The 24,746-nt window shown below is 57.1% G+C and carries 27 protein-coding genes and 4 tRNA genes; 15 read left to right on the top strand and 16 right to left on the bottom strand.

The window, feature by feature from the left end; genetic code table 11:
• Positions 1-27: 27 nt before the first annotated feature.
• Positions 28-927, bottom strand: a complete 900-nt coding sequence (hemF, locus tag CWM58_RS13260; protein WP_100681085.1) for an oxygen-dependent coproporphyrinogen oxidase — start codon at positions 925-927, stop codon at positions 28-30.
• On the bottom strand, positions 927-1,799 hold the full coding sequence (amiA, locus tag CWM58_RS13255; RefSeq protein ID WP_100681084.1) for an N-acetylmuramoyl-L-alanine amidase AmiA: 873 nt from the start codon (positions 1,797-1,799) through the stop codon (positions 927-929). Before amiA ends, hemF begins: the two co-directional genes overlap by 1 nt.
• Positions 1,800-2,010: 211 nt before the next feature.
• Here amiA and CWM58_RS13250 point away from each other — a divergent pair, with 211 nt between their 5' ends.
• The 4 genes from CWM58_RS13250 to CWM58_RS13235 all read left to right on the top strand — a co-directional run bounded on the left by CWM58_RS13250 (position 2,011) and on the right by CWM58_RS13235 (position 4,503).
• Complete coding sequence (locus CWM58_RS13250; RefSeq protein ID WP_002913637.1) at positions 2,011-2,436, top strand: GNAT family acetyltransferase; 426 nt, start codon at positions 2,011-2,013, stop codon at positions 2,434-2,436.
• Positions 2,423-2,872, top strand: a complete 450-nt coding sequence (locus CWM58_RS13245) for a DUF2919 domain-containing protein (RefSeq protein ID WP_012540932.1) — start codon at positions 2,423-2,425, stop codon at positions 2,870-2,872. Before CWM58_RS13250 ends, CWM58_RS13245 begins: the two co-directional genes overlap by 14 nt.
• Before the next feature lie 61 nt (positions 2,873-2,933).
• Positions 2,934-3,509 carry an RpoE-regulated lipoprotein gene (locus tag CWM58_RS13240; protein ID WP_100681083.1) on the top strand — a complete coding sequence of 192 codons (576 nt, stop codon included), beginning with the start codon at positions 2,934-2,936 and terminating at the stop codon, positions 3,507-3,509.
• A 94-nt stretch (positions 3,510-3,603) separates the two neighbouring features.
• Positions 3,604-4,503 (top strand): Dyp-type peroxidase, encoded by a 900-nt coding sequence (locus CWM58_RS13235; RefSeq protein ID WP_100681082.1) that lies wholly within the window; start codon positions 3,604-3,606, stop codon positions 4,501-4,503.
• Between the two features lie 364 nt (positions 4,504-4,867).
• Here the strand turns inward: CWM58_RS13235 and CWM58_RS13230 are convergent, their stop codons facing one another.
• Positions 4,868-5,230, bottom strand: coding sequence for an endonuclease domain-containing protein (locus CWM58_RS13230; protein WP_100681081.1), 363 nt, complete (start codon positions 5,228-5,230; stop codon positions 4,868-4,870).
• Positions 5,231-5,430: 200 nt separating this feature from the next.
• On the opposite strand from CWM58_RS13230, the gene cysP reads away from it, so the two are divergent.
• From cysP to cysM, 5 genes are all read left to right on the top strand, one after another.
• A complete protein-coding gene (cysP, locus tag CWM58_RS13225; protein WP_061153723.1) occupies positions 5,431-6,447 on the top strand; it encodes a thiosulfate/sulfate ABC transporter substrate-binding protein CysP in 1,017 nt (338 codons plus the stop codon).
• Positions 6,447-7,280, top strand: a complete 834-nt coding sequence (gene cysT / locus CWM58_RS13220; protein ID WP_100681080.1) for a sulfate/thiosulfate ABC transporter permease CysT — start codon at positions 6,447-6,449, stop codon at positions 7,278-7,280. Before cysP ends, cysT begins: the two co-directional genes overlap by 1 nt.
• Positions 7,280-8,155 carry a sulfate/thiosulfate ABC transporter permease CysW gene (gene cysW / locus CWM58_RS13215; RefSeq protein ID WP_008803867.1) on the top strand — a complete coding sequence of 292 codons (876 nt, stop codon included), beginning with the start codon at positions 7,280-7,282 and terminating at the stop codon, positions 8,153-8,155. The genes cysT and cysW overlap by 1 nt, the downstream gene beginning before the upstream one ends.
• Positions 8,145-9,239, top strand: coding sequence for a sulfate/thiosulfate ABC transporter ATP-binding protein CysA (gene cysA, locus CWM58_RS13210; protein ID WP_100681079.1), 1,095 nt, complete (start codon positions 8,145-8,147; stop codon positions 9,237-9,239). Before cysW ends, cysA begins: the two co-directional genes overlap by 11 nt.
• A gap of 118 nt (positions 9,240-9,357) precedes the next feature.
• Complete coding sequence (cysM, locus tag CWM58_RS13205; protein WP_012540938.1) at positions 9,358-10,269, top strand: cysteine synthase CysM; 912 nt, start codon at positions 9,358-9,360, stop codon at positions 10,267-10,269.
• On the opposite strand, the gene CWM58_RS13200 is transcribed toward cysM, so the two are convergent.
• The 3 genes from CWM58_RS13200 to ptsJ all read right to left on the bottom strand — a co-directional run bounded on the left by CWM58_RS13200 (position 10,266) and on the right by ptsJ (position 12,530).
• Complete coding sequence (locus tag CWM58_RS13200) at positions 10,266-10,661, bottom strand: YybH family protein (protein WP_100681078.1); 396 nt, start codon at positions 10,659-10,661, stop codon at positions 10,266-10,268. The two genes, cysM and CWM58_RS13200, sit on opposite strands and share 4 nt — an antisense overlap.
• A 22-nt stretch (positions 10,662-10,683) precedes the next feature.
• Entirely contained in the window at positions 10,684-11,058 is a 375-nt protein-coding gene (locus CWM58_RS13195) for a YfeK family protein (protein ID WP_061153728.1), read from the bottom strand.
• Between the two features lie 173 nt (positions 11,059-11,231).
• Complete coding sequence (ptsJ, locus tag CWM58_RS13190) at positions 11,232-12,530, bottom strand: transcriptional regulator PtsJ (protein WP_100681077.1); 1,299 nt, start codon at positions 12,528-12,530, stop codon at positions 11,232-11,234.
• 82 nt (positions 12,531-12,612) lie between these two features.
• Between ptsJ and pdxK the strand changes: the two genes are divergently transcribed.
• Together pdxK and CWM58_RS13180 are read left to right on the top strand one after the other, a co-directional pair.
• Positions 12,613-13,479: a pyridoxine/pyridoxal/pyridoxamine kinase gene (gene pdxK, locus CWM58_RS13185; RefSeq protein WP_074387905.1), complete on the top strand. Its 867-nt coding sequence runs from the start codon at positions 12,613-12,615 to the stop codon at positions 13,477-13,479.
• Complete coding sequence (locus CWM58_RS13180) at positions 13,476-13,715, top strand: hypothetical protein (RefSeq protein ID WP_012540941.1); 240 nt, start codon at positions 13,476-13,478, stop codon at positions 13,713-13,715. Before pdxK ends, CWM58_RS13180 begins: the two co-directional genes overlap by 4 nt.
• 41 nt (positions 13,716-13,756) lie before the next feature.
• Here CWM58_RS13180 and crr read toward each other — a convergent pair whose 3' ends face one another.
• From crr to cysZ, 5 genes are all read right to left on the bottom strand, one after another.
• The gene (gene crr, locus CWM58_RS13175) at positions 13,757-14,266 is read right to left on the bottom strand and encodes a PTS glucose transporter subunit IIA (RefSeq protein WP_008803873.1); all 510 of its coding nucleotides are present in this window, start codon (positions 14,264-14,266) and stop codon (positions 13,757-13,759) included.
• Positions 14,267-14,308: 42 nt separating this feature from the next.
• On the bottom strand, positions 14,309-16,036 hold the full coding sequence (gene ptsI, locus CWM58_RS13170; protein ID WP_008803874.1) for a phosphoenolpyruvate-protein phosphotransferase PtsI: 1,728 nt from the start codon (positions 16,034-16,036) through the stop codon (positions 14,309-14,311).
• 44 nt (positions 16,037-16,080) lie between these two features.
• Complete coding sequence (gene ptsH, locus CWM58_RS13165; protein WP_002913505.1) at positions 16,081-16,338, bottom strand: phosphocarrier protein Hpr; 258 nt, start codon at positions 16,336-16,338, stop codon at positions 16,081-16,083.
• Between the two features lie 380 nt (positions 16,339-16,718).
• A complete protein-coding gene (gene cysK, locus CWM58_RS13160) occupies positions 16,719-17,690 on the bottom strand; it encodes a cysteine synthase A (protein ID WP_012967478.1) in 972 nt (323 codons plus the stop codon).
• A 174-nt stretch (positions 17,691-17,864) separates the two neighbouring features.
• Positions 17,865-18,626, bottom strand: coding sequence for a sulfate transporter CysZ (gene cysZ, locus CWM58_RS13155; RefSeq protein WP_100681076.1), 762 nt, complete (start codon positions 18,624-18,626; stop codon positions 17,865-17,867).
• A 230-nt stretch (positions 18,627-18,856) separates the two neighbouring features.
• On the opposite strand from cysZ, the gene zipA reads away from it, so the two are divergent.
• From zipA to CWM58_RS13140, 3 genes are all read left to right on the top strand, one after another.
• Complete coding sequence (gene zipA / locus CWM58_RS13150) at positions 18,857-19,906, top strand: cell division protein ZipA (RefSeq protein WP_165785784.1); 1,050 nt, start codon at positions 18,857-18,859, stop codon at positions 19,904-19,906.
• A gap of 69 nt (positions 19,907-19,975) precedes the next feature.
• Positions 19,976-21,991: an NAD-dependent DNA ligase LigA gene (ligA, locus tag CWM58_RS13145; RefSeq protein ID WP_100681075.1), complete on the top strand. Its 2,016-nt coding sequence runs from the start codon at positions 19,976-19,978 to the stop codon at positions 21,989-21,991.
• Between the two features lies 1 nt (position 21,992).
• Positions 21,993-22,211 (top strand): DUF3820 family protein, encoded by a 219-nt coding sequence (locus CWM58_RS13140; protein WP_002913440.1) that lies wholly within the window; start codon positions 21,993-21,995, stop codon positions 22,209-22,211.
• On the opposite strand, the gene CWM58_RS13135 is transcribed toward CWM58_RS13140, so the two are convergent.
• Positions 22,208-23,206 (bottom strand): bile acid:sodium symporter family protein, encoded by a 999-nt coding sequence (locus CWM58_RS13135; protein WP_008803879.1) that lies wholly within the window; start codon positions 23,204-23,206, stop codon positions 22,208-22,210. The genes CWM58_RS13140 and CWM58_RS13135 overlap by 4 nt on opposite strands.
• A gap of 88 nt (positions 23,207-23,294) precedes the next feature.
• Between CWM58_RS13135 and CWM58_RS13130 the strand changes: the two genes are divergently transcribed.
• On the top strand, positions 23,295-24,221 hold the full coding sequence (locus CWM58_RS13130; protein ID WP_049152906.1) for a LysR family transcriptional regulator: 927 nt from the start codon (positions 23,295-23,297) through the stop codon (positions 24,219-24,221).
• 83 nt (positions 24,222-24,304) lie between these two features.
• On the opposite strand, the gene CWM58_RS13125 is transcribed toward CWM58_RS13130, so the two are convergent.
• The 4 genes from CWM58_RS13125 to CWM58_RS13110 all read right to left on the bottom strand — a co-directional run bounded on the left by CWM58_RS13125 (position 24,305) and on the right by CWM58_RS13110 (position 24,703).
• Positions 24,305-24,380, bottom strand: a tRNA-Lys gene (locus tag CWM58_RS13125).
• A gap of 4 nt (positions 24,381-24,384) precedes the next feature.
• Positions 24,385-24,460, bottom strand: a tRNA-Val gene (locus CWM58_RS13120).
• A 46-nt stretch (positions 24,461-24,506) separates the two neighbouring features.
• Positions 24,507-24,582 (bottom strand) — tRNA-Val (locus CWM58_RS13115).
• Positions 24,583-24,627: 45 nt separating this feature from the next.
• Positions 24,628-24,703 (bottom strand) — tRNA-Val (locus CWM58_RS13110).
• Between the last annotated feature and the right edge of the window lie 43 nt (positions 24,704-24,746).

Here is a 24,746-nt window from a genome sequence, read left to right as displayed (position 1 = left end):
AAGCGACGCCGCTGCCGGATCCGGCCGTTACAGCCAGTCGCGCACCTGAATAAACTCGCTCAGCGCCGCCTCGGGGCTGCCGGGCTCGGGCTGATAATCATATTCCCAGCGCACCAGCGGCGGCATCGACATCAGAATCGACTCCGTACGCCCGCCGGTCTGCAGGCCGAACAGGGTGCCGCGGTCCCAGACCAGATTGAACTCGACGTAGCGGCCGCGGCGATAGAGCTGAAAGTGGCGCTCGCGCTCGCCGTACGGCGTGGCTTTCCGGCGTTCGACGATGGGTAAATAGGCGTCAGCATAGCCGTTACCAACCGCCTGCATAAAGGCGAAGCAGTGGTCAAAATCCGGAGTATTCAGGTCGTCAAAGAACAGACCGCCGATACCGCGCTGCTCCTGGCGGTGCTTCAGATAGAAGTAATCATCGCACCATTTTTTATAGCGCGGATAGACGGCTTCGCCGAACGGCAGACACAGATCGCGGGCGGTACGATGCCAGTGGACGGCATCCTCTTCAAAGCCGTAGTAGGGGGTTAAATCAAAACCGCCGCCGAACCACCACACCGGGTCGGCGCCAGGCTTTTCGGCAATAAAGAACCGCACGTTGGCATGGCTGGTGGGCACATAGGGGTTCAGCGGATGAACCACCAGCGAGACGCCCATGGCTTCAAAGCTGCGTCCCGCCAGCTCCGGGCGATGGGCGGTTGCCGAGGCGGGCATCGCATCGCCATGGACGTGAGAGAAGTTAACCCCGGCCTGTTCGAACACCTTGCCGTCGCGCAACACCCGGCTGCGCCCGCCGCCACCGCCTTCGCGCTGCCAGGCGTCTTCAATAAACGGTGCGCCATCGACAGCGCTCAGCTGCTGGCAAAGACTGTCCTGGAGCTGGAGCAGAAAAGTTTTAACCTGCGCGGCATCGGGTTTCATTAACGTCTCTTCGAATGGGCTTTCTGGTTATCGAACCAGTGGAAATAACTGATAATGCCGTTGGCAATCGCGGTGGCAATTTTCTGCCGGAAAGCGGTGGTGCCGAGCAGTTTCTCCTCGTTCGGGTTAGTGATAAACGAGGTTTCCACCAGCACGGACGGAATGGAAGGCGACTTCAGCACCACGAATGCCGCCTGCTCGGTATTGCGGCTGTGCAGCTTATGCACCGGTTTGATCTTTTTCAGGATATGCGAGCCCAGCGTCAGGCTGTTTTTAATGGTGTCAGTCTGCACCAGATCGAACAGCACCTGCTGTAGCAGATGATCTTTATCGGTCGCTTTCTTACCGGCAACTTCATCGGCGCGGTTTTCGCGATCGGAGAGGTATTTTGCCATAGCGCTACTGGCGCCGCGGTTTGACAGCGCAAACACCGAGGCGCCGGCGGCGCTCGGGTTGGTGAAGCCGTCGGCATGGATCGACATAAACAGATCGGCGCCGTGCTGATGGGCAATCTCCACGCGGTCGTACAGCGGGATAAAGGTATCGCCGGTGCGGGTCAGGCGGGCGTCGATGCCGTTGCTGCGTAAAATGCTGCGCACGTTCTTAGCGATCGCCAGCACCACATGCTTCTCTTTCGAACCGTTATGGCCGATAGCCCCGGTGTCGATACCGCCGTGGCCCGGATCGAGCATCACAACGCGGCGGGCGCCGGACTTTTTAGCGGCGGGTTTGCTGTGTCCATTTGATGTTTTCAGTGGCTGCTCTTTTGCGCTGACCTGCGCGGCGACGCCACTCAGCGTCATCGCAGCCAGCCCGGCTTTCAGCACCTGACGGCGCGAAGCAAGTATTTTTAAGGGTTTAAAAGTGCTCATTCGGCCTGAATTGTAAACAAGTGATGTCCAATGTTATATCGTATCGCGTTTGCCGTTACGACCATTCAAAATAAGAATTGTTTTACTTTTCATTTCAATACATGACAAAGTTATATTATGCCATTTTTTGCCGCTGATTTCGCCTGATATTGGCTATCAGTTATATTCGCGCCATAATCACTGTTTTTAACCGTCAATGGTGGGGAATACCATGGAGATTCGCGTTTTTCGCCAGCAGGATTTCGAAGAGGTTGTGACGCTGTGGGAGCGCTGCGATCTGCTGCGCCCGTGGAACGATCCGGAGATGGATATTGAGCGCAAGCTGAATCATGACGTCAGCCTGTTTCTGGTGGCGGAAGTGAATGGCGAAGTGGTCGGCACGGTGATGGGCGGATATGACGGTCATCGCGGATCGGCCTATTATCTCGGCGTCCATCCGGAATATCGTGGCCGGGGTATCGCTAACGCGCTGCTCAACCGGCTCGAGAAAAAGCTCATTGCCCGCGGCTGCCCAAAAATCAACATTATGGTTCGTGAAGACAACGACGTGGTGCAGGGAATGTATGAGCGGCTGGGCTATGAATACGCCGATGTTCTGACCCTGGGCAAGCGCCTGATCGAAGATGAAGAATACTGAGTTTATCCCCGCCGATTTTGATGCCCATGGCCGTCTGCGCCTGCCTTTGCTCTTCTGGTGCGTGCTGTTGTTGCAGGCGCGCACGTGGGTGCTGTTTTTGATGGCCGGCGCATCGCGCCAGCAGGGCGATGCGATTCTTAATCTGTTCTATCCCGATCACGACCGCTTCTGGCTCGGTTTACTCCCCGGCGTGCCGGCGGTGCTGGCCTTTCTGCTTAGCGGCTACCGTCAGCGCCTGCCGCGCGTGTGGCGGGCGATGCGCTGGCTGCTGGTGCTATCGCAATTGCTGCTGTTGCTGTGGCAGCCGATGCTATGGCTGAGCGGCGAATCTCCCTCCTCGCTGACCATCGGGCTGCTGGTGGCGGATGGTTATGCCCTGTGGTGGCTGTTAACCAGCCGTCGCCTGGGCGCCTGTTTTCGCCAGACCACCTTTTAAGGGCACTTTTTGCCGATCGTGAACTCCAACATGCGTTGAATGACTCAGAAAGGATTGTGATATGAAATCGCTACGTTTAATGCTCTGTGTGCTTCCGCTGGCGCTGACCGGCTGCTCCACGATGAGCGCAGTCAACTGGTCGGCGGCCTATCCGTGGAACTGGTTTGGCTCTTCCACCGAGGTGACCGAGCAGGGAGTGGGTAAACTGACGGCTTCCACGCCGCTCAACGAACAGGCTATTAGCGATGCGCTGGGGAGCGACTACCGTTTACGCAGCGGGATGAAGACCGATAAGGGTAATATCGTCCACTATTTTGAAGCGCTGAAAGACAACAGCGTGGCGCTGACCATCAATGGCGACAACGGTACCATCAGCCGGATTGACGTGCGTGATGCCGAAATCAAAACCGCCAGCGGCGTGAAAATCGGCACACCGTTTAGCGACCTGTACAGCAAAGCCTTCGGCAACTGCCAGAAAGGCAGCAATGATAACGGCGCGGTCGTCGAGTGTCAGGCCGAGGGGAGCCAGCATATCAGCTACGCCTTTACCGGCCACTGGAGCGGCCCGGACGAGCTGATGCCCTCCGACGATACCCTTAAAAACTGGAAGGTCAGCAAAATTATCTGGCGTCGCTAAATTGATCTGAAGAGACACGACGGCCCTGAAAAACGGTTACAATGGCGCGTTAGCAACGCGATAGCGTTGCGGTTGCATCATTTCAGGAGGAGCGATGTCTCAGGTTCAGAGCGGCATTTTGCCGGAACATTGCCGCGCGGCGATTTGGATTGAAGCCAATGTCAAAGGGGACGTTAACGCCCTGCGCGAAGCGAGCAAAAATTTTGTTGATAACGTAGCCACCTTCCAGGCTAAATTCCCTGACGCCAAACTCGGGGCGGTGGTGGCGTTCGGCAATAACGTCTGGCGTCAGTTGAGCGGCGGCGAAGGGGCGGAAGAGTTAAAAGATTTTCCGGTCTACGGCAAAGGGCTGGCGCCGTCCACCCAGTATGACCTGCTGATTCATATTTTATCCGCCCGCCATGAAGTTAACTTCTCGGTGGCGCAGGCCGCGATGGCCGCCTTTGGCGACGCTATCGACGTGAAAGAAGAGATCCACGGTTTCCGTTGGGTGGAAGAGCGTGACCTCAGCGGCTTTGTCGACGGCACCGAAAACCCGGTGGGGGAAGAAACCCGCCGCGAAGTGGCGGTGATCAAAGACGGCGTGGATGCGGGCGGCAGCTACGTGTTTGTCCAGCGCTGGGAGCATAATCTCAAACAGCTGAACCGCATGAGCGTACCGGATCAGGAGATGATGATCGGCCGTACCAAAGAAGCCAACGAAGAGATCGATGGCGACGAGCGTCCGGTCACGTCGCACCTGAGCCGCGTGGACTTAAAAGAAGATGGCAAAGGGCTGAAAATCGTCCGTCAGAGCCTGCCGTACGGCACCGCCAGCGGCACCAATGGTCTCTATTTCTGCGCCTACTGCGCGCGCCTGTATAACATCGAGCAGCAGCTGCTGAGCATGTTTGGCGATACCGACGGCAAACGCGACGCGATGCTGCGCTTCACTAAACCGGTGACCGGCGGCTATTACTTCGCGCCATCCCTGGAGCGTATTCAGGCGCTGTAATTTTTTCCCCTCACCCTAACCCTCTCCCCGAGGGGGAGAGGGAACCGTTCGGTACGGTTAGCAAGCCCCAGTACGGACCGCCTTTCACCCTCTCCCTGAGGGAGAGGAGACGGTACGGTGCGGTGCGGTTATGGAATCTGCGTGCGGACTCTCTTTCTCCCTCTCCTGAGAGAGAAAGGACGGTACGGTGCGGCTATGGAATCTGCGTGCGGACTCTCTTTCTCCCTCTCCATGAGGGAGAGGGGACGGTACGGTGCGGTTATGGATTCTGCGTGCGGACTCTCTTTCTCCCTCTCCATGAGGGAGAGGGGACGGTACGGTGCGGTTATGGATTCTGCGTGCGGACTCTTTTTCTCCCTCTCCCTCAGGGAGAGGGGCGGGGTGAGGGCATCGGCGACCCAAGCGCTTCAAGTATTCTCTCCATCACCGCATCTTCATACTCTTCAAACTCATTATTCCAGAAGCGTAAAACCCGCCATCCCTGACTCTGTAGCCAGCGGGTGCGGCGAACATCGTAGGCACGCCTCTCATCGTGTTGGCCGCCGTCCAGTTCAATCACCAGCCGTGTTGCGCAGCAGGCAAAATCGAGAATATAGGGACCAACGGGATGCTGGCGGCGAAACTTATAGCAAGCAAAATGGCGGTTGCGCAGTAAGTACCATAGTCGACGTTCTGTTGGCGTTAAGCTACGTCTGAGCTGACGAGCAAATATCTGTGTGTTTTTCATATAAACACAGTGCACGCCTGGCTGCCGTTTGTCACAATGACACGTCTAATCTGCGAGCCGCTTTCAGCAAAGCTTTGCCAGTTGCTTATTCTCTTTTCGACTTCCAAATCGCCAAACGGTATATAAAACCGTTACTCCTTTCGTACCCGTTATAAATATGATGAACATCAGAAAATGTTCAACGTTGATAAGGGTGCGCAATGGCCGTTAAATCACTGAAAAAAGGATATCTGGCGCTGGCGGCTTCCATGCTGCTGGTCGCGCAGGCGCAGGCGACGGAGCTGCTGAACAGTTCCTATGATGTCTCCCGCGAGCTGTTTGCCGCCCTTAACCCGCCTTTTGAGCAGCAGTGGGCGAAAGACAATGGCGGGGACACGCTGACCATCAAGCAGTCGCATGCCGGTTCATCCAAGCAGGCGCTGGCTATTTTGCAGGGCCTGAAGGCGGACGTGGTCACCTACAACCAGGTGACGGACGTGCAGATCCTGCATGACAAAGGCAACCTGATCCCGGCCGACTGGCAAAGCCGCCTGCCGAACAATAGCTCACCGTTCTATTCGACGATGGGTTTCCTGGTGCGTAAAGGCAACCCGAAAAACATTCATGACTGGAACGATCTGGTTCGCTCTGACGTCAAGCTGATCTTCCCGAACCCGAAAACCTCGGGTAACGCCCGATATACCTACCTGGCGGCATGGGGCGCGGCGGATAAAGCCGACGGCGGCGATAAAGCCAAAACCGAACAGTTTATGACCCAGTTTCTGAAGAACGTCGAAGTCTTTGATACCGGCGGACGCGGGGCGACCACCACCTTTGCTGAACGCGGCCTGGGCGATGTGCTGATTAGCTTCGAATCGGAAGTGAACAATATTCGTAAGCAGTATGAGGCGCAGGGATTTGAAGTGGTGATCCCGAAAACCAACATTCTGGCTGAGTTCCCGGTGGCCTGGGTGGATAAAAACGTCAAAGCCAATGGCACAGAAAAGGCGGCGAAAGCCTATCTGAACTGGCTCTACAGCCCGCAGGCGCAGACCATCATTACTGACTACTACTACCGGGTAAACAACCCGAAAGTGATGGACGCCCTGAAGGATAAATTCCCGCAGACCGAGCTGTTCCGCGTAGAGGATAAGTTTGGCTCCTGGCCTGAGGTGATGAAAACCCACTTCGCCAGCGGCGGCGAACTGGACAAACTGCTGGCGGCGGGGCGTAAGTAATGTTTGCTGTGTCGTCCAAGCGCGTGCTGCCGGGCTTTACCCTGAGCCTCGGTACCAGCCTGCTGTTTGTCTGTCTGATTTTGTTATTACCGCTCAGCGCGCTGGTGATGCAGCTGGCGCAGATGAGCTGGGCGCAATACTGGGATGTGATCACCAATCCGCAGGTGGTGGCGGCCTATAAGGTGACGCTGCTGTCGGCGTTTGTGGCCTCGATTTTTAACGGCGTCTTTGGTCTGCTGATGGCCTGGATCCTCACTCGCTATCGTTTTCCGGGCCGCACGCTGCTGGATGCCTTAATGGACCTGCCGTTTGCGCTGCCGACGGCGGTGGCCGGCCTGACGCTGGCTTCGCTGTTTTCCGTTAACGGAATTTACGGTGAATGGCTGGCGAAGTTCGATATTAAAGTGACCTATACCTGGCTCGGCATCGCCGTGGCGATGGCCTTCACCAGCATTCCGTTCGTGGTACGAACCGTGCAGCCGGTGCTGGAAGAGTTGGGGCCCGAGTATGAGGAAGCGGCGGAAACGCTGGGCGCGACGCGCCTGCAGAGCTTTCGCAAAGTGGTGCTGCCGGAGCTGTCGCCGGCGCTGCTGGCGGGTATTGCCCTGTCGTTTACCCGTAGCCTCGGCGAATTCGGCGCGGTGATTTTTATCGCTGGCAACATCGCGTGGAAGACAGAGGTGACCTCGCTGATGATCTTTATTCGTCTGCAGGAGTTTGACTATCCGGCGGCGAGCGCGATCGCCTCGGTGATCCTGGCCGCCTCGTTGCTGCTGCTGTTTTCCATCAATACCCTGCAGAGTCGCTTTGGTCGACGCGTGGTAGGTCACTAATGGCGGAAGTTACTCAATTGAAACGCTACGACGCGCCCCGCATCAACTGGGGGAAATGGTTTCTGATTGGCGTCGGGATGGTGGTCTCCGCCTTCATCCTCGTGGTGCCGATGCTCTATATCTTTATCCAGGCCTTCAGCAAAGGGCTCATGCCGGTGCTGGAAAACCTGGCCAACCCGGACATGCTGCATGCCATCTGGCTGACGGTAATGATTGCGTTGATTACCGTACCGGTGAACCTGGTGTTCGGTACGCTGCTGGCCTGGCTGGTGACACGTTTTACCTTCCCCGGCCGCCAGCTGCTGCTGACGTTACTGGATATCCCGTTCGCCGTCTCGCCGGTGGTGGCCGGTCTGGTGTATCTGCTGTTTTATGGCTCTAACGGCCCGCTGGGCGGCTGGCTTGATGCGCATAACCTGCAGATCATGTTCGCCTGGCCGGGCATGGTGCTGGCGACCATCTTTGTCACCTGTCCGTTTGTGGTGCGCGAGCTGGTGCCGGTGATGATGAGCCAGGGCAGTCATGAAGATGAAGCTGCGGTGCTGCTGGGCGCTTCCGGCTGGCAGATGTTCCGCCGGGTGACGTTGCCGAATATTCGCTGGGCGCTGCTGTACGGCGTGGTGTTGACCAACGCCCGCGCCATCGGCGAATTTGGCGCAGTGTCGGTAGTCTCCGGTTCGATTCGTGGAGAAACGCTGTCGCTGCCGCTGCAAATTGAACTACTGGAGCAGGATTACAATACTGTCGGATCGTTTACCGCTGCGGCCCTGCTGACGTTAATGGCTATTCTGACCCTGTTTTTAAAGAGTATGTTGCAATGGCGTCTGGCCAATCAGAAAGAACGCGCGCAACAGGAGGGAAATCATGAGCATTGAGATTGCCAATATTAAGAAATCGTTTGGTCGCACCCAGGTGCTGAATGATATCTCGCTGGATATCCCTTCCGGACAAATGGTTGCGCTGCTGGGGCCTTCCGGCTCCGGGAAAACCACCTTGCTGCGGATTATCGCCGGGCTGGAGCATCAGACCAGCGGTCATATCCGCTTCCACGGCACCGACGTCAGCCGGTTGCACGCCCGCGACCGTAAAGTGGGCTTCGTTTTCCAGCACTATGCGCTGTTCCGCCATATGACGGTGTTCGATAACATCGCCTTTGGCCTGACCGTGCTGCCGCGCCGTGAACGACCCAATGCGGCGGCGATTAAAGCCAAAGTGACCAAACTGCTGGAGATGGTGCAGCTGTCCCACCTGGCGGAACGTTACCCGGCGCAGCTGTCCGGCGGCCAGAAGCAGCGCGTGGCGCTGGCGCGCGCCCTGGCGGTGGAGCCGCAAATTTTGCTGCTGGATGAACCCTTCGGCGCGCTGGATGCTCAGGTGCGTAAAGAACTGCGCCGCTGGCTGCGTCAGCTGCATGAAGAGTTAAAATTCACCAGCGTCTTTGTCACCCACGATCAGGAAGAGGCGCTGGAAGTCGCTGACCGGGTGGTGGTGATGAGCCAGGGCAACATCGAACAAGCTGATGCCCCGGAGCGCGTGTGGCGTGAACCGTCGACCCGTTTCGTGCTGGAGTTTATGGGCGAAGTAAACCGCCTGCAGGGCACCATTCGCGGCGGACAGTTCCACGTTGGCGCGCACCGCTGGCCGTTAGGCTATACCCCGACATATCAGGGGCCGGTGGATCTGTTCCTGCGTCCGTGGGAAGTGGACATCAGCCGCCGGACCAGCCTGGATTCCCCGCTGCCGGTGCAGGTGCTGGAAGCCAGCCCGAAAGGGCACTACACCCAATTAGTCGTTCAGCCTCTGGGGTGGTATGACGAACCGCTGAGCGTGGTGCTGGCGGGCGATGAGGCGCCGTCACGCGGCGAACGCCTGTTCGTTGGCCTGCAAAACGCGCGTTTGTATAACGGTACCGAGCGTATCGAGCCGCGCGGCGAGCTTGCTCTGGCGGAGTCGGCCTGATAGCTTATTGAGCAGGTCTATCGCCCGGTAAGGCTACGCTTTCCGGGCCTGGAATTTTTACGCGTCTTGTAGGCCGGGTAAGCGAAGCGCCACCCGGCTTTTTTATTGAGTAAAAATCGTGAATACACTCGAACACACCATCGGCAATACCCCTCTGGTCAAGCTTCAGCGTCTGGGTCCGGACAACGGCAGTGAAGTTTGGGTCAAACTCGAAGGCAATAATCCGGCCGGCTCGGTGAAAGACCGCGCCGCGCTGTCAATGATCGTCGAAGCGGAAAAGCGCGGCGAAATTCAGCCCGGCGACGTGCTGATCGAAGCGACCAGCGGTAACACCGGTATTGCGCTGGCGATGATCGCCGCGCTGAAAGGCTATCATATGAAGCTGCTGATGCCTGACAACATGAGCCAGGAGCGCCGGGCGGCGATGCGTGCCTACGGTGCCGAGCTGATTCTGGTCACTAAAGAGCAGGGAATGGAGGGGGCCCGCGACCTGGCCCTTGAGATGGCGCAGCGCGGAGAGGGCAAACTGCTCGATCAGTTTAACAACCCGGATAACCCCTACGCCCACTACACTACCACCGGGCCGGAAATCTGGCAGCAGACCGCGGGACGTATCACCCACTTTGTCTCCAGCATGGGGACCACCGGCACCATTACCGGGGTATCGCGCTTTTTGCGCGAACAGAGTAAACCGGTGGCCATTGTCGGCCTGCAGCCGGAAGAGGGCAGCAGTATTCCCGGGATCCGTCGCTGGCCGGCAGAGTATATGCCGGGGATCTTTAACGCTTCGCTGGTGGATGCGGTGCTGGATATTCATCAGCAGGATGCCGAGAATACCATGCGTCAGCTGGCGGTGCGGGAAGGCATTTTCTGCGGGGTCAGTTCCGGCGGCGCGGTGGCGGGCGCGTTACGCATTGCCCGTGAAAATCCTGGCGCGGTGGTGGTGGCGATCGTCTGCGATCGCGGCGATCGCTACCTCTCCACCGGCGTGTTCGGCGAGGAACACTTCAGCCAGGGGGCAGGGATCTAAGCATCGAGCAGGTCGGTGCCGTAGGAGTTATCGACGGTGCACAGCCAGCGCCCGCCCTGTTTCTGAAAGACATAGGTGGCGCGCCGCGTAACCTGGGATATCCCGTCCGCCGTCGGGATATCCAGCCGGGTCTCCATAATCACCAGCGCGTTGCCGCCGCCTTCAATCACCTCCATTTTCCCCTGAGTCACCACCAGTCGGTGCTGGAAATAGTCGGCAATGGCGATAAAGGCTTTGCGGATATTCTCTTTCCCTCTGACCACCATGCCCGGTTTGACGACCAGCGCGGCGTCTTCTGCGTAATAGGCCATCAGGGTATCGTAATCTTCCTGCGAGATAGCGCGGTCGCAGGCTTCAATAACCGCTTTCAGTGCCAGGTCAGTGTGATGCATCTCTGGTGCTCCTTCTTGTGAGCTATTTGTCCGCCACCGGGACTGTTTTATCCGTCCGGGCGAGCAGGGTATGCAGGTAAGACTGCGCCTGTTGATCGTTTTCCCCGGGGATCCTGACGATATAGGGCTTGCCGGTGATAGACGACGATGATGCCACCTTATCAATAAATTGTTCTGCAGTATCGATACGGTTCCGCGTATTGCTTAATTTCAGCCGCAGATGTGCCACCGCCTCTTCACAACTGTGGGGATCGCCATTGCGCACGAAGGTCAGCTCGTGTTTTTGCGCGAGAGCGTCCAGCATCGCATTGATGCGCGCTTGCTGGTAGGCATTGAGTTTGGCAATGACGGGAAAAGAGAGTAACAGCGCCATGACCGCGCAGAGCAGGTTTTTCATTTTGCGTCCCTTCCTGGTTGGGTTGTCCGGTAAAGTCTACTCTTTTCGCGCCAGGCACATTTCGCTTTCAGAAAAGCGCCTGTTTCCGGTTATTTTTCCGTCAATTTGTCGGAGGACGTCCATCACTCACCGATGTGGTCGGCGGATCAACATGCCGAATGATAAGGCCTGCGTCAGGATTGGTTTAAGACCAGCGCAATATCGGCCGCCAGGCGGGAAATCTCAGCGTCACTCAGACGGCCCAGCGACAGGCGCAGCCCGTGCGCAGGCGTCCGGACACCAAATACTTCCCCCTCGCGCACCAGCCAGCCGGCGCGGGCCAGGCGTAAGGCGTAGGGCTGGCTCGCCGCTGGCAGCGGCAGCCAGAAATTGAGGCCATCGCCTGGCGTAGCATGGCTGTAGCCGTGCCGGGCCAGCGCCGCCGCCAGTTTCTCATTCTGCTGGCGATAGTGACGACGGGTCTCCGTCATCGAGACGATAAACGCCTCATCGGTCAGACACGCCAGCGTCAGGTCCTGCAGCAGATGGCTGACCCACTGGCTGCCGGCGTTAAGCCGCAGGCGCAGCGCCGCTGAGGTATCGGTATCGCTGGCGATAAAGGCCAGCCGCAGGTCTGGCCCGAGGGTTTTTGACATTGAGCGCACCAGCGCCCAGCGTTGCGTGCTTGCAGGAAGAGGGGAGTACCATGGCGTGGCCGACAGCAGGGCAAAATGGTCATCGACAATCGCCAGCACCTGCGGATAGCGGGCCAGCACCTCCCGCAGGGCATGCGCCCGATTTTCCGTCAGACTACAGCCGGTAGGATTGTGCGCGCGTGGGGTTAAGATCACCGCCCGCGCGCCGTTGCGTAACGCCTCCTCCAGGCCGTCAGGATCCATCCCCTCAGCATCCACCGCCACCGGGCAGGGGGTAAAGCCGGCGTAACGCACCATATTGATGCTGCTGAGAAAACAGGGATCTTCGACCACCACGCCGTCGCCGGGCAGCAGCAGAGCGCACAGTAGACGCTCCAGGGCGTCAATCGCTCCGCTGGCGAGATTCACCGCAAAGGGAACTGCTATCTCTTTGGCAAACCACGCCTCGGCCCATTGACCAAGCCGCGGCTCGATGGGAGCATCGCCATACAGGCGTGGTGTGCGGACAAGCTGGCTCAGATAACGGGTTAAATCAGGCAGTCTGGCGGGATCCGGATTGCCGCTGGAGATATCGTTCAGCGGCGTCGTTGGGTCACCGCCCTCCAGCGCCGGTAGCGGATCCCGTGCTTTAATGGCCGTGCCGTTCCGTCCCTGGCTGACGGCCAGCCCGGAGGTGACCAGCCGTTTATAGGCGGCGGCGACGGTATTGCGATTCACCTCCAGCTGGCTGGCGAGCTCGCGTACCGGCGGCAGAACCTCTCCGGGCTGCAACCCGCCGCTCTGCACCAGATGGCGGATATGATCGAAGATATCGCTGGCGGTTTTTCCGGCAAACATTATTGACCTATGACAAAATGAAATTTAGCATAGGACGAATCATAATCAGTGCGTGACCCGCTGTCCAGCGGGGGGAGAAAAGATGGGCCAGCAAGATGACATACAATCAGTGCTCTTTCACGACAAAAGCCGGGCGTCGGAAGTCGATATCGTCGCCGTGCAGTCGCAGGTAGTCTATGGCAGCGTTGGCAACAGCATCGCGGTTCCGGCGATTAAACAGCACGGTTTGCGCGTGCTGGCGGTGCCGACGGTACTGTTCAGCAATACGCCCCATTATGAGACGTTCTATGGCGGCATTATCCCGGAGGAGTGGTTTGTCGGGTATCTGCAGGCGCTGGAGGAGCGCGACGCGTTGCGTGAACTGCGTGCGGTGACCACCGGCTATATGGGCAACGCCGTGCAAATCGAACGTCTGGCGCAGTGGCTGACGCGGGTGCGGGCCCGCCATCCCGGGCTGTGCATTCTGGTGGATCCGGTCATCGGCGATGTCGACAGCGGCATCTACGTCAAGGCTGAGATCCCGGATGCCTATCGTCAGCATCTTCTGCCACTGGCGCAAGGGATCACCCCCAATCTGTTTGAGCTGGAGACGCTGAGCGGCAGGCGCTGTCGCAATCAGCAGGAGGCGGTCGCCGCGGCGCGAAGCCTGCTGTCAGATACCCTGAAATGGGTGGTGATCACCAGCGCGCCGGGAGAGGCGCGTTCGACGATAAATGTGCTGGTGGTGACGGCCGATGCGGTGGAGGTGGTGACCCACCCACGGGTGGAAACGGACTTAAAGGGAACAGGCGATTTGTTCTGTGCAGAGCTGGTGAGCGGTTTGCTCACCGGCCTGGCGCTGGGGGCGGCGACGCAGGCTGCCGCCCGGCGCGTGCTGGAGGTCATGAACTGGACTGCCGCACAGGGGTGTGACGAACTGATCCTGCCGCCACGGGAGAAAAACAGATGAAAAGCTATCGGTTAGTGATTCGCCAACAGGGGCGCATTGTTGGTCATTTTGATACCACAGGGGAGGCGGCGCTGGAGGATGCCTGCGTGGCGCGGTCGCTGTTCGGCCTGGCCGGAGGGTATCAGTGCGATCTGCTGGTCTCTGACAGTGAGCGACGTATTCTGGAGAGCACGCCGGAGGGATTGCGCATTTTGTCCCGGGAGAAATGCTATCAGCCGGTGACCAGCGCGATATAAAAAAAATGGCGCCTTTCGGCGCCATTTTTATGCAGCAAGCATTACTTCTTGATGCGGATAACCGGGGTTTCACCCACAGTCACGCTACCGGACAGTTTGATCAGTTCTTTGATCTCGTCCATGTTGGAGATAACCACCGGAGTCAGGGTAGACTTGGCTTTCTCTTCCAGCAGCGGCAGATCGAATTCGATAACCGGGTCACCGACTTTCACGCGCTGGCCTTCTTCAGCGATACGCTTGAAGCCTTCGCCTTTCAGTTCAACGGTATCAATACCGAAGTGAACGAACAGCTCGATGCCGCTATCAGATTCAATAGAGAACGCATGGTTGGTTTCGAAAATTTTACCAATGGTACCGTCTACCGGCGCGACCATTTTGTTGCCGGTCGGTTTGATGGCAATCCCATCGCCCACAATTTTTTCCGCAAAAACCACATCCGGCACGTCTTCGATGTTGACGATCTCACCGGAGAGGGGAGCAATAATCTCAATAGTTCCGGTGTCTTTCTTGTCATCAGAAACCAGAGATTTCAATTTATCAAACAAACCCATGATCTTCTCCTAAGCAGTAATTTGGGCCGCGCATCTCTTGGATTAGCAGATTGTTTTTTCTTCAATGAACTTGTTAACCAGCGTCATTAACTCGTCCGTTGTCGGTTGAGCAAGAGCCTGCTCTGCTAATACTTTCGCATCTTCGAAGTTCGTATTACGAATAATCTTCTTGATGCGCGGGATGGAAATGGCGCTCATAGAGAATTCGTCCAGCCCCATACCCAGCAACAGAAGTGTAGCACGTTCATCGCCCGCAAGCTCACCGCACATGCCAGTCCATTTACCTTCAGCGTGAGAAGCATCAATAACTTGCTTAATCAGATTCAGTACAGACGGTGACATCGGCTGGTAAAGATGTGAAATCATATCATTACCACGGTCAACTGCCAGAGTATATTGCGTTAAATCATTGGTGCCGATACTAAAGAAATCAACTTCTTTGGCCAGATGACGAGCAATGGTCGCCGCAGCCGGTGTTTCCACCATCACGCCGATCTCAATGGATTCGTCAAATGCTTTACCTTCGTCACGCAGTTCCTGTTTGTAGATTTCGATCTCTTTCTTCAGCGCACGCACTTCTTCAACAGAGATGATCATCGGGAACATAATGCGCAGTTTACCGAAAGCGGAGGCACGCAGGATGGCGCGCACCTGATCGCGCAGGATCTCTTTACGATCCATCGCGATACGCACGGCACGCCAGCCGAGGAACGGGTTCTCTTCTTTCGGGAAGTTCATGTATGGCAGCTCTTTGTCGCCGCCAATGTCCATGGTACGCACGATAACGGCCTGAGAGCCACAGGCCTCAGCCACCGCTTTATAGGCCGCAAACTGCTCTTCTTCAGTTGGCAGCGCGTCACGGTCCATGAACAGGAATTCGGTACGATACAGGCCTACGCCTTCGGCGCCGTTGCGCTCAGCACCTTCGACATCGCGAACGGTACCAATGTTGGCGCAGACTTCAACCTGATGGCCGTCGAGGGTAATCGCCGGCAGATCTTTCAGTTTCGCCAGTTCGGCTTTTTCTTCCGCAACCTGAGCCTGCAGATTACGCAGCGCTTCAATTTGCTCGTTAGACGGGTTGACCAGAACCTGGTTGTTCACCGCGTCGAGAATCAGATAGTCGCCGTTTTTCACCTGCGCCGTGATGCTGCCGGTGCCCACGATGGCCGGCAGTTCCAGGGAACGCGCCATGATGGAGGTGTGAGAGGTACGGCCGCCCGCGTCGGTGATGAAGCCCAGCACTTTTTTCAGGTTCAGCTGTGCGGTTTCAGACGGGGTCAGATCGGCGGCGACGAGGATGACTTCATCCTGAATCGCGCTCAGATCGATAATCGACAGACCAAGGATGTTGCGCAGCAGGCGCTTACCGATGTCGCGTACGTCAGCCGCACGTTCTTTCAGGTATTCATCGTCCAGCTCTTCCAGGGCAGTGGCCTGACCTTCGATAACTTCATTGGCTGCCGCGTCGGCAGTCATGTGCTTATCTTTAATCAGGGCTATGATTTCCTGCTCAAGCTCCTCATCTTCCAGCAGCATGATATGCCCTTCGAAGATGGCTTCTTTTTCTTCACCGAAAGTTTCACCAGCTTTGGTTTTGATGACCTCCAGCTGGGCGGAGGCCTTGGCGCGGCCGCTCAGGAAACGTTCGACTTCCTGATCAACCTTATCGGCAGAAATTTTCTTCCGGTCGATGACAATTTCATCTTCCTTCAGCAGCAGTGCTTTGCCGAAGGCGATACCCGGGGATGCTAAAATGCCTGAAATCATAACCCTACCTTACTTGTGACTGATATGAAAAAGAACCCGTGAACTTACTCGAGTTCAGCCATCAGTTTAACCAGATGCTCAACAGCTTTCTGCTCATCTTCGCCTTCAGCGGAGAGGGTCACTACGGTGCCCTGGGTCAGGCCCAGAGTCTGCAGTTTGAACAGGCTTTTGGCGCTGGCGCTTTTGCCGTTGGAGGTTACAGTGATCTCAGAAGTGAAGCCTTTAGCTTCTTTAACAAACTGAGCAGCAGGGCGGGTGTGCAGACCGTTCGGAGCGGTAATGGTAACTTCTTGCTGGAACATTATATTTCCCCAACTTATAGGTTTAGTGTTGTGGACCTAAAGTCTAGTCTAACGACTCGACTTTAGCCTGTATTGTTAGCGCCGGCGTTACGTTTCCGGCCTTGGCGTCGGCAGCGCCTGGCGCTGCGAAGACCTGCGGGCCATTGACGTCTAGCACGTCATTAAACATTATGCCGCGAAAGGAAGACTTGAACCAAATCATAAAATCGATTCAGCTGGCGGAAATCCTCTTCTGAATAATTTCGCGCATCAAAATAAATGTGCTGGTTAAATACCAGACCCTACGAGGTGAATCAATGCCAGGAGGGGTAAAACTTTGACGTGTGCCACAAAAAAGCACCTGAAAAGGTGCTTTTTTACACATTATTTACAAGCTGGCACTACTGTTGCAGTTCTTTCTCAGTGAAGAGATCGGCAAATAGCGCAGTGCTTAAATAACGCTCACCAGAGGAAGGCAGGATAACCACAATATTCTTATTGGTAAAGGCCTCATCTTGCTGCAGCTTCAGCGCGGCGGCAACGGCGGCCCCGGAAGAGATACCCGCCAGGATGCCTTCTTCTTCCATCAGACGGCGCGCCGTGGAGATAGCTTCCTCGTTGGTAATGCCGATCACTTTGTCCACCAGCTTCAGATCCAGGTTGCCAGGAATGAAGCCGGCGCCGATACCCTGAATTTTGTGCGGGCCCGGCTTGAGCTCTTCACCCGCCAGCGCCTGGGAGATGACCGGCGAATCGGTCGGTTCGACCGCGACGGTGATCAGATCTTTTTTGCCCTTGGTGTTTTTAATGTAGCGGCTGACGCCGGTCAGCGTACCGCCGGTGCCTACGCCAGAGATAAAGACGTCCACCTGACCATCGGTGTCTTCCCAGATTTCCGGGCCAGTGGTCTTTTCGTGGATTTCCGGGTTAGCCGGGTTGCTGAACTGCTGCAGCAGCAGGAATTTTTCCGGGTTGCTGGCGACGATCTCTTCCGCTTTCTGAATGGCGCCTTTCATGCCTTTTGCGCCTTCGGTCAGTACCAGGTTGGCGCCCAGCGCTTTCAGCAGCTTGCGGCGCTCGATGCTCATGGTTTCCGGCATGGTTAGCGTTAGCTTGTAACCACGGGCCGCCGCCACGTAGGCGAGGGCGATACCGGTGTTGCCGCTGGTCGGTTCGACCAGTTCCACGCCAGGTTTCAAAACGCCGCGCTTTTCAGCATCCCAGATCATATTGGCGCCGATACGGCATTTTACGCTAAAGCTCGGGTTACGAGATTCTACCTTTGCCAGGATACGGCCGTTACCAATGCGGTTCAGTCGTACCAGCGGCGTGTGACCGATAGTCAGGGAGTTGTCTTCAAAAATCTTACTCATGGCCCGTCCTTAACTGTATGAAATTTGGGGGTACGGCATCAGCATACCCGCTTAAAGAATATGCGGAAGTAAGGATTTAGCATATCTATATGCGGAAGGGAAATAATGATAAGCAAGAAGGAATAAGCGAGATATAAGGAGCGGCCTCAGCCGCTCCCGGGCGGACGCGTGACGCTACTTCCAGACCGCGTGCTTATCGCGATAGCAATCGACCCACATCGCGGTGGCGCCGCAGATGGCCACCGGCAGGATCACCAGGTTTAACACCGGGATCATGGTAAACAGGCTGGTGAGCGCCCCAAACTGCATATTCATCACTTTGCGGCTGCGCAGCGCTTCGCGCATGGTCTTGAAGGGGACCTTATGATTATCAAAGGGATAATCGCAGTATTGAATCGCGAGCATCCATGCGCTGAACAGGAACCAGAGTACCGGCGCGACGGTCTGCCCCACGCCGGGAATAAAGTAGAGCAGCAACAGCACGATGGCGCGGGGCAGGTACCAGGCCAGCTTCTGCCACTCACGCTTCATGATGCGCGGAATATCCTTCATGATGCCAAAGACGCCGACGTCCGGCGGGGTGGCGCCAGTCAGACGCGCTTCCAGCTGTTCCGCCAGCAGGCCGCTGAACGGCGCAGCTATCCAGTTGGCGATAGTCGAAAAGAAGTAACCAAACACCAGCAGAATCGAGAGCACCACCACCGGCCACAGCAGGTAATTCAGCCACTGCAGCCAGTCCGGCACATGGCTCATCAGCGAGGGGAGCCAGCTGTCGAGACGGGTAAACAGCCACCAGAAGGCTCCGCCCATCAGCAGCACGTTAACCAGCAAAGGCAAAAAGACATAACGCCGTATGCCCGGCAGCCCGATGAGTTTCCAGCCCTGCGAAAAATAATAAACGCCGCTACGCGGGGTCGGTGCGGATGATGAAACCATAGCCAGGCAATGCTCCTTTTTTAACATCCAGTGTGAATGCTCGCTTATTTTATCGGGTCGCCAGACAATAACCAGTTAGGAAATGTTCGAAAAAACAGCAAAAAGCACGATTTAGTTCATCTTTATGTGGTGAAAGCCACCGACGCACTTGCACTTGAGGTAATCGGCAAATACTCTTAGTGAGTAAATGTTTGCCGTGGTGGCAAGGTGTTAGAACAACAGAGAATATAATGATGCAGGATTTGCGTCTGATATTAATCATTGTTGGCGCGATCGCCATAATCGCTTTACTGGTACATGGTTTTTGGACCAGCCGTAAAGAACGTTCTTCGATGTTTCGCGATCGCCCACTGAAACGTATGAAGTCGCGCGACGATGAGTCGGAAAACGAAGACTTTGATGATAATGTTGAAGGCGTAGGTGAAGTCCGCGTTCATCCGGTCACTCACGCCCCGCACGGCGCGCATGGGGAGCATGAAGCCCCTCGTCAGGCGCCGCAGCACCAGTACCAGCCGCCTTACGAGCGCCAGATGCAGCAGCCTGTGCGTCCTGATGAACCGGTTCGCCAGCCGCAGCAATCGCCGCGCCAGGCCCCGGTTCAACCGCAGGGACAGCAGCCTGTGCCGCATGCGGCTCCGCAGCCTGGCTGGCAACAGCCGCAGCCCGCGCAGCCGCCCGTGCAACCCCAACATCAGCCGCAGCCTGTTGTGCAGCAGCCTGTCGCACCGCAGCCGGTGACGCCGACCGTCGCTCAGCCGCAGCCTGCCGCCCCGCAGCAACCTGCGCCACAGCCTGTTGCCACGCCGCAGCCCGCTTTCGCCGAACCGCAGCCGGTAGAGCCGCCGCAGCCGAAAGAGCGTAAAGAGACGGTCATTGTGATGAACGTCGCCGCCCATCATGGCGCACAGCTTAACGGCGAGGTGCTGATCAACAGCATCCAGCAGGCCGGTTTCAAGTTTGGTGAAATGAATATTTTCCACCGCCATCTGAGCCCGGATGGCAGCGGTCCGGTGCTGTTCAGCCTGGCCAACATGGTGAAACCGGGGACCTTCAATCCGGACAGCATGGCGGATATGATGACCCCTGGGGTGACTATCTTTATGCAGGTCCCTTCCTACGGTGATGAACTGCAGAACTTCAAGCTGATGCTGCAGTCTGCACAGTATATCGCCGATGAAGTGGGCGGCGTGGTGCTTGACGATCAGCGTCGCATGATGACGCCGCAAAAACTGCGTGAATACCAGGATCGTATTCGCGAAGTGAAAGACGCGAACGCCTGACGTCCCGCGTTATCTCAACTCCTTCTCAACCCCCGCCTGTCGGGGGTTTTTTATCATTGATGGTGTGATATGGAACCGATCGAACAACAACTGACTGAACTGCGAACCACGCTTCGCCATCATGAATATCTGTACCACGTTATGGACGCACCGGAAGTGCCCGATGCGGAATATGACCGCCTGATGCGCGAGCTGCGCGCGCTGGAGAGTCAACATCCGGAGCTGATTACCCCGGACTCGCCGACTCAGCGGGTGGGGGCGGCGCCACTGACTGCCTTCAGCCAGATCCGCCATGAAGTGCCGATGCTGTCGCTGGACAACGTGTTTGATGAAGAGAGCTTTCTCGCCTTCAACAAGCGGGTCCAGGATCGCCTGAAAAGCACTGACGATCTCACCTACTGCTGCGAGCTCAAGCTCGACGGCCTCGCGGTGAGTATTCTCTACGAAAACGGCGTACTGATGCAGGCCGCGACCCGCGGCGACGGTACCACCGGCGAGGATATTACCTCCAATGTGCGTACCATTCGCACTATCCCCCTCAAGCTGCATGGTGAGAATATCCCGGCACGTCTTGAGGTGCGTGGTGAGGTTTTCCTTCCGCAGGCCGGGTTTGAAAAAATCAATGAAGAAGCGCGCCGCACCGGCGGAAAAGTGTTTGCTAACCCGCGTAATGCGGCGGCGGGTTCGTTGCGCCAGCTCGATCCGCGCATCACGGCGAAGCGACCGCTTACTTTCTTCTGCTACGGCGTTGGCGTGCTGGAGGGCGGTGAGCTGCCGGCCAGCCACTCGGCCCGTTTGCAGCAGTTCAAAGTCTGGGGACTGCCGGTGAGCGATCGCGTCACCCTGTGCCATACTCCCGAGGAAGTGCTCACTTACTATCGTAAAGTCGAGGAAGATCGTCCTCATCTGGGCTTTGACATTGATGGCGTGGTGATCAAAGTCGATTCGCTGGCGCTGCAGGAGCAGTTGGGTTTTGTGGCCCGCGCGCCGCGCTGGGCCGTGGCCTTTAAATTCCCGGCACAAGAGCAGATGACTTTCGTCCGGGATGTGGAGTTCCAGGTAGGGCGCACCGGGGCGATCACGCCAGTGGCGCGCCTGGAGCCGGTCCATGTCGCCGGCGTGCTGGTGAGCAATGCCACCCTGCATAACGCCGATGAAATCGAACGCTTAGGTCTGAAAATCGGCGACAAGGTAGTGATTCGCCGGGCTGGCGACGTGATCCCGCAGGTGGTCAATGTGGTGCTTTCCGAGCGTCCGGCGGATGCCCGGGATGTTGTCTTCCCGACCCACTGCCCGGTATGTCAGTCCGACGTTGAGCGAGTGGAAGGCGAGGCGGTAGCCCGCTGTACGGGCGGCCTTATCTGCGGCGCGCAGCGTAAAGAGTCGCTTAAGCACTTCGTCTCCCGTCGCGCGCTCGACGTTGACGGCATGGGCGACAAGATCATCGACCAGTTGGTGGAGAAAGAGTACGTCCATACTCCGGCGGATCTGTTTCGCCTGAGCGCCGGGAAACTCACCGGGCTGGATCGGATGGGGCCGAAGTCCGCGCAAAATGTGGTCAATGCTCTGGAAAAAGCCAAAGAGACGACCTTCGCACGCTTCCTATACGCTCTGGGGATTCGCGAGGTAGGCGAAGCGACGGCGGCGGCCCTGGCGGCGCATTTCGGCACTCTTGAAGCCCTGGAGCAGGCTTCCATTGAGGAGCTGCAAAAAGTCCCTGATGTTGGCATCGTGGTTGCCACCCATACCTTCAACTTCTTTGCCGAAGAGAGCAACCGCGATGTCATCGCACAGCTGCTGGCCGAAGGCGTTCACTGGCCAGCGCCAGTCGTGGTGAAAGCGGAAGAGATTGATAGCCCGTTTGCGGGTAAAACCGTGGTCCTGACCGGCAGCCTGAGTCAGCTGTCGCGGGATGACGCCAAAGCGCGTCTCGTCGCGCTGGGGGCGAAGGTGGCAGGTAGCGTGTCGAAGAAAACTGACCTGGTAATTGCCGGCGAAGCGGCGGGTTCTAAGCTGGCGAAAGCGCAGGAGCTGGGCATTGAGGTGATTGATGAAGCCGAAATGATGCGCCTGCTGGGAGAATAACGTGGATAAAGCGCAGTTGGTCGAAATAGCCAATACCGAGATGCCGTTCGGTAAATACAAGGGACGTCGTTTAATCGATGTCCCGGAAGAGTATTTACTGTGGTTTGCGCGTAAGGATCAGTTTCCTGCCGGCCATCTCGGCGAGCTGATGGCGTTGACCCTGCTGATTAAAACAGAGGGGCTGAGCGATCTGGTTCAGCCCCTGAAGAAAGCGCGTTAAGCTTTGGCGGCGTTGGCCTTTTCCTCAGCGAGACGCGCATCGGTTTGCTGCTTGTAGCGCCGCGCCAGCACCGCGCAGACCATCAGCTGGATTTGGTGGAAGATCATCAGCGGCAGCACCATGATGCCGAGGATGGAGGTCGGGAAGAGAATATTGGCCATCGGGATGCCGTTGGCCAGACTCTTTTTAGAACCGCAAAAGACGATAGTAATCTCATCGGCTTTGTTAAAGCCGCAGCGGCGGGCGACGAACACGTTAACGGCGATGACAATGGCCAGCAGCACCAGGCTGACCACCACGATAAACAGCAGCGATCCCAGACCGACTTTATGCCAGATGCCATTCACCACCGCCTCGCTAAAGGCGGAGTAAACCACCAGCAGAATCGAGGTCTGGTCGGTCTTACCAATCCACTTCTTATGCTTCGCCACCCAGTTGCCAATCCACGGCCGCGATAAGTGACCGAGTACGAAAGGCAGCAGCAGCTGCAGCATGATTTTACCGACCTGCTCCAGGCTGCCGCCTGCGCCATGAAGGTTCATCAGGACGCCCACCAGCAGCGGTGAAACAAAGATCCCCAGCAGGCTGGAGGCAGAGGCTGAGCAAACCGCCGCCGCGACGTTGCCTCCGGCCAGCGAAGTAAAGGCAATAGCGGATTGCACGGTGGCCGGCAGAATGCACAGATAGATAAAGCCGCTGTAGAGCATCGGATCGACATTCACCGGCGCCCACCAGGCAAACAGAACCCCGAGTACCGGGAAGAGAATAAAGGTGCTGCACATCACCCACAGATGCAAACGCCAGTGGCTGCCGCCGGCGATAATCGCTTCCCGGGAGAGTTTAGCGCCGTGCATAAAGAACAGCAGGGCAATGGCGGCGGTGGTCAGATGTTCAAAGAAGGGAACGAAAGCGCCACGGGCGGGGAAGAATGAGGCCAGCAGGACAACGGTGACCAGGGTTGCCGTAAACGGATCGAGAATGCGGAAAAGTTTCATAAACGCTCCTGAAAAGAGATGCGCTATTGTGCTTTTTTTCATTTGAGAAATAAAATTGATTTATTGCATCTATTCATGAATAAAAAAGATGAATTACTCTCTGCGTCAGTTAAAAGTATTCGTCACCGTCGCCCGGGCCAGAAGCTTCAGCCGGGCAGGGGAGATGATTGGCTTAAGTCAGTCGGCCGTCAGCCATAGCGTCAAGGAGCTGGAGCACCAGACAGGCGTCCGGCTACTCGACCGTACCACTCGCGAAGTCGTGCTCACCGAAGCGGGTCAGCAGCTGGCGGGGCGGCTGGAGCGTTTGCTTGATGAGTTGACGATTACCCTGCGTGACGCCGGGCGCGTCGGCCAGCAGATGAGCGGTACCGTCAAGGTCGCCGCCAGTCAGACGATTTCCGCCCACCTTATTCCGCAGTGTATTGCTCACAGCAACCGTCGTTATCCTGATATCGATTTTGTGTTGCACGACCGGCCCCAGCAGTGGGTGCTGGAGAGTATTCGCCATGGGGAAGTGGATTTCGGCATTGTGATTGACCCCGGCCCGGCGGCAGATCTGCAATGTGAAGTGGTCCTCGCGGAACCCTTTTTGCTGCTCTGCCGGGAGGATCATCCTTTTGCCAGCCTGACGGAGGTGCCGTGGCAGGCGCTGCAGGATGAGAGACTGATCCTGCAGGACTATGCCTCCGGCAGCCGTCCGCTGATTGATGCGGCCCTTAGCAGGCTGGCTATCCGGGCGAACATTGTGCAGGAGATTGGTCACCCGGCAACGCTGTTTCCGATGGTAGAATCGGGAATTGGCATCAGCGTTCTGCCGGCGCTGGCGCTGCCGTTACCGCAGGGGAGCCATCTGACGGTGAAGCGGCTGACCCCGGTGATGGAGCGGCAGCTGATGCTGGCATGCCGGAAAAATCGCTCGCTGTCGACCGCCGCTCAGGCGTTATGGGAAATTGTGCGTGAAGAAGGGGCAAACTTAACCGCTGCGAGGGTGGAAGATCCGCTGTATCAGCGCTGACAGGGGGAGTGCTGCGGGGGAACTCGTGGCAGGGCCATGTTCGGCGCATAGCAAAAAGGCGCCTTTAGGGCGCCTTTTTACATTGGTGGGTCGTGCAGGATTCGAACCTGCGACCAATTGATTAAAAGTCAACTGCTCTACCAACTGAGCTAACGACCCGAAGTGGTGGGTGATGACGGGATCGAACCGCCGACCCCCTCCTTGTAAGGGAGGTGCTCTCCCAGCTGAGCTAATCACCCACTTCGGTACTTCACATTTTGACAGAAAATCCAGCTGGCGAGAAAGTGGTGGGTGATGACGGGATCGAACCGCCGACCCCCTCCTTGTAAGGGAGGTGCTCTCCCAGCTGAGCTAATCACCCACTTCTCAATTTTCTGTTCTACACGGCGGAGACTACGTTAAGTAGTGGTGGGTGATGACGGGATCGAACCGCCGACCCCCTCCTTGTAAGGGAGGTGCTCTCCCAGCTGAGCTAATCACCCCCGCTGTGTGGAGTCGCATTATAGGGAGAGTTGAAAATGAGTC

This window comes from Klebsiella sp. H-Nf2 (genome assembly GCF_002806645.1).
GTDB lineage: Bacteria > Pseudomonadota > Gammaproteobacteria > Enterobacterales > Enterobacteriaceae > Klebsiella > Klebsiella variicola.
Note: the sequence above shows the minus strand (reverse complement) of the source record. Positions and strands in the feature narration are given on the sequence as shown.

Bases quoted from the DNA above. Each gene is read 5' to 3' on its own strand.
- cysZ (WP_100681076.1), bottom strand. From the start codon at position 18,626: ATGGTTTCATCATCCGCACCGACCCCGCGTAGCGGCGTTTATTATTTT.
- zipA (WP_165785784.1), top strand. From the start codon at position 18,857: ATGATGCAGGATTTGCGTCTGATATTAATCATTGTTGGCGCGATCGCC.
- ptsI (WP_008803874.1), bottom strand. From the start codon at position 16,036: ATGATTTCAGGCATTTTAGCATCCCCGGGTATCGCCTTCGGCAAAGCA.
- CWM58_RS13200 (WP_100681078.1), bottom strand. From the start codon at position 10,661: ATGCATCACACTGACCTGGCACTGAAAGCGGTTATTGAAGCCTGCGAC.
- pdxK (WP_074387905.1), top strand. From the start codon at position 12,613: ATGGGCCAGCAAGATGACATACAATCAGTGCTCTTTCACGACAAAAGC.
- CWM58_RS13135 (WP_008803879.1), bottom strand. From the start codon at position 23,206: ATGAAACTTTTCCGCATTCTCGATCCGTTTACGGCAACCCTGGTCACC.
- CWM58_RS13235 (WP_100681082.1), top strand. From the start codon at position 3,604: ATGTCTCAGGTTCAGAGCGGCATTTTGCCGGAACATTGCCGCGCGGCG.
- cysK (WP_012967478.1), bottom strand. From the start codon at position 17,690: ATGAGTAAGATTTTTGAAGACAACTCCCTGACTATCGGTCACACGCCG.
- CWM58_RS13180 (WP_012540941.1), top strand. From the start codon at position 13,476: ATGAAAAGCTATCGGTTAGTGATTCGCCAACAGGGGCGCATTGTTGGT.
- amiA (WP_100681084.1), bottom strand. From the start codon at position 1,799: ATGAGCACTTTTAAACCCTTAAAAATACTTGCTTCGCGCCGTCAGGTG.
- crr (WP_008803873.1), bottom strand. From the start codon at position 14,266: ATGGGTTTGTTTGATAAATTGAAATCTCTGGTTTCTGATGACAAGAAA.
- CWM58_RS13245 (WP_012540932.1), top strand. From the start codon at position 2,423: ATGAAGAATACTGAGTTTATCCCCGCCGATTTTGATGCCCATGGCCGT.
- CWM58_RS13230 (WP_100681081.1), bottom strand. From the start codon at position 5,230: ATGAAAAACACACAGATATTTGCTCGTCAGCTCAGACGTAGCTTAACG.
- CWM58_RS13130 (WP_049152906.1), top strand. From the start codon at position 23,295: ATGAATTACTCTCTGCGTCAGTTAAAAGTATTCGTCACCGTCGCCCGG.
- CWM58_RS13240 (WP_100681083.1), top strand. From the start codon at position 2,934: ATGAAATCGCTACGTTTAATGCTCTGTGTGCTTCCGCTGGCGCTGACC.
- cysP (WP_061153723.1), top strand. From the start codon at position 5,431: ATGGCCGTTAAATCACTGAAAAAAGGATATCTGGCGCTGGCGGCTTCC.
- ptsJ (WP_100681077.1), bottom strand. From the start codon at position 12,530: ATGTTTGCCGGAAAAACCGCCAGCGATATCTTCGATCATATCCGCCAT.
- cysT (WP_100681080.1), top strand. From the start codon at position 6,447: ATGTTTGCTGTGTCGTCCAAGCGCGTGCTGCCGGGCTTTACCCTGAGC.
- CWM58_RS13195 (WP_061153728.1), bottom strand. From the start codon at position 11,058: ATGAAAAACCTGCTCTGCGCGGTCATGGCGCTGTTACTCTCTTTTCCC.
- hemF (WP_100681085.1), bottom strand. From the start codon at position 927: ATGAAACCCGATGCCGCGCAGGTTAAAACTTTTCTGCTCCAGCTCCAG.
- cysA (WP_100681079.1), top strand. From the start codon at position 8,145: ATGAGCATTGAGATTGCCAATATTAAGAAATCGTTTGGTCGCACCCAG.
- cysW (WP_008803867.1), top strand. From the start codon at position 7,280: ATGGCGGAAGTTACTCAATTGAAACGCTACGACGCGCCCCGCATCAAC.
- CWM58_RS13250 (WP_002913637.1), top strand. From the start codon at position 2,011: ATGGAGATTCGCGTTTTTCGCCAGCAGGATTTCGAAGAGGTTGTGACG.
- ptsH (WP_002913505.1), bottom strand. From the start codon at position 16,338: ATGTTCCAGCAAGAAGTTACCATTACCGCTCCGAACGGTCTGCACACC.
- ligA (WP_100681075.1), top strand. From the start codon at position 19,976: ATGGAACCGATCGAACAACAACTGACTGAACTGCGAACCACGCTTCGC.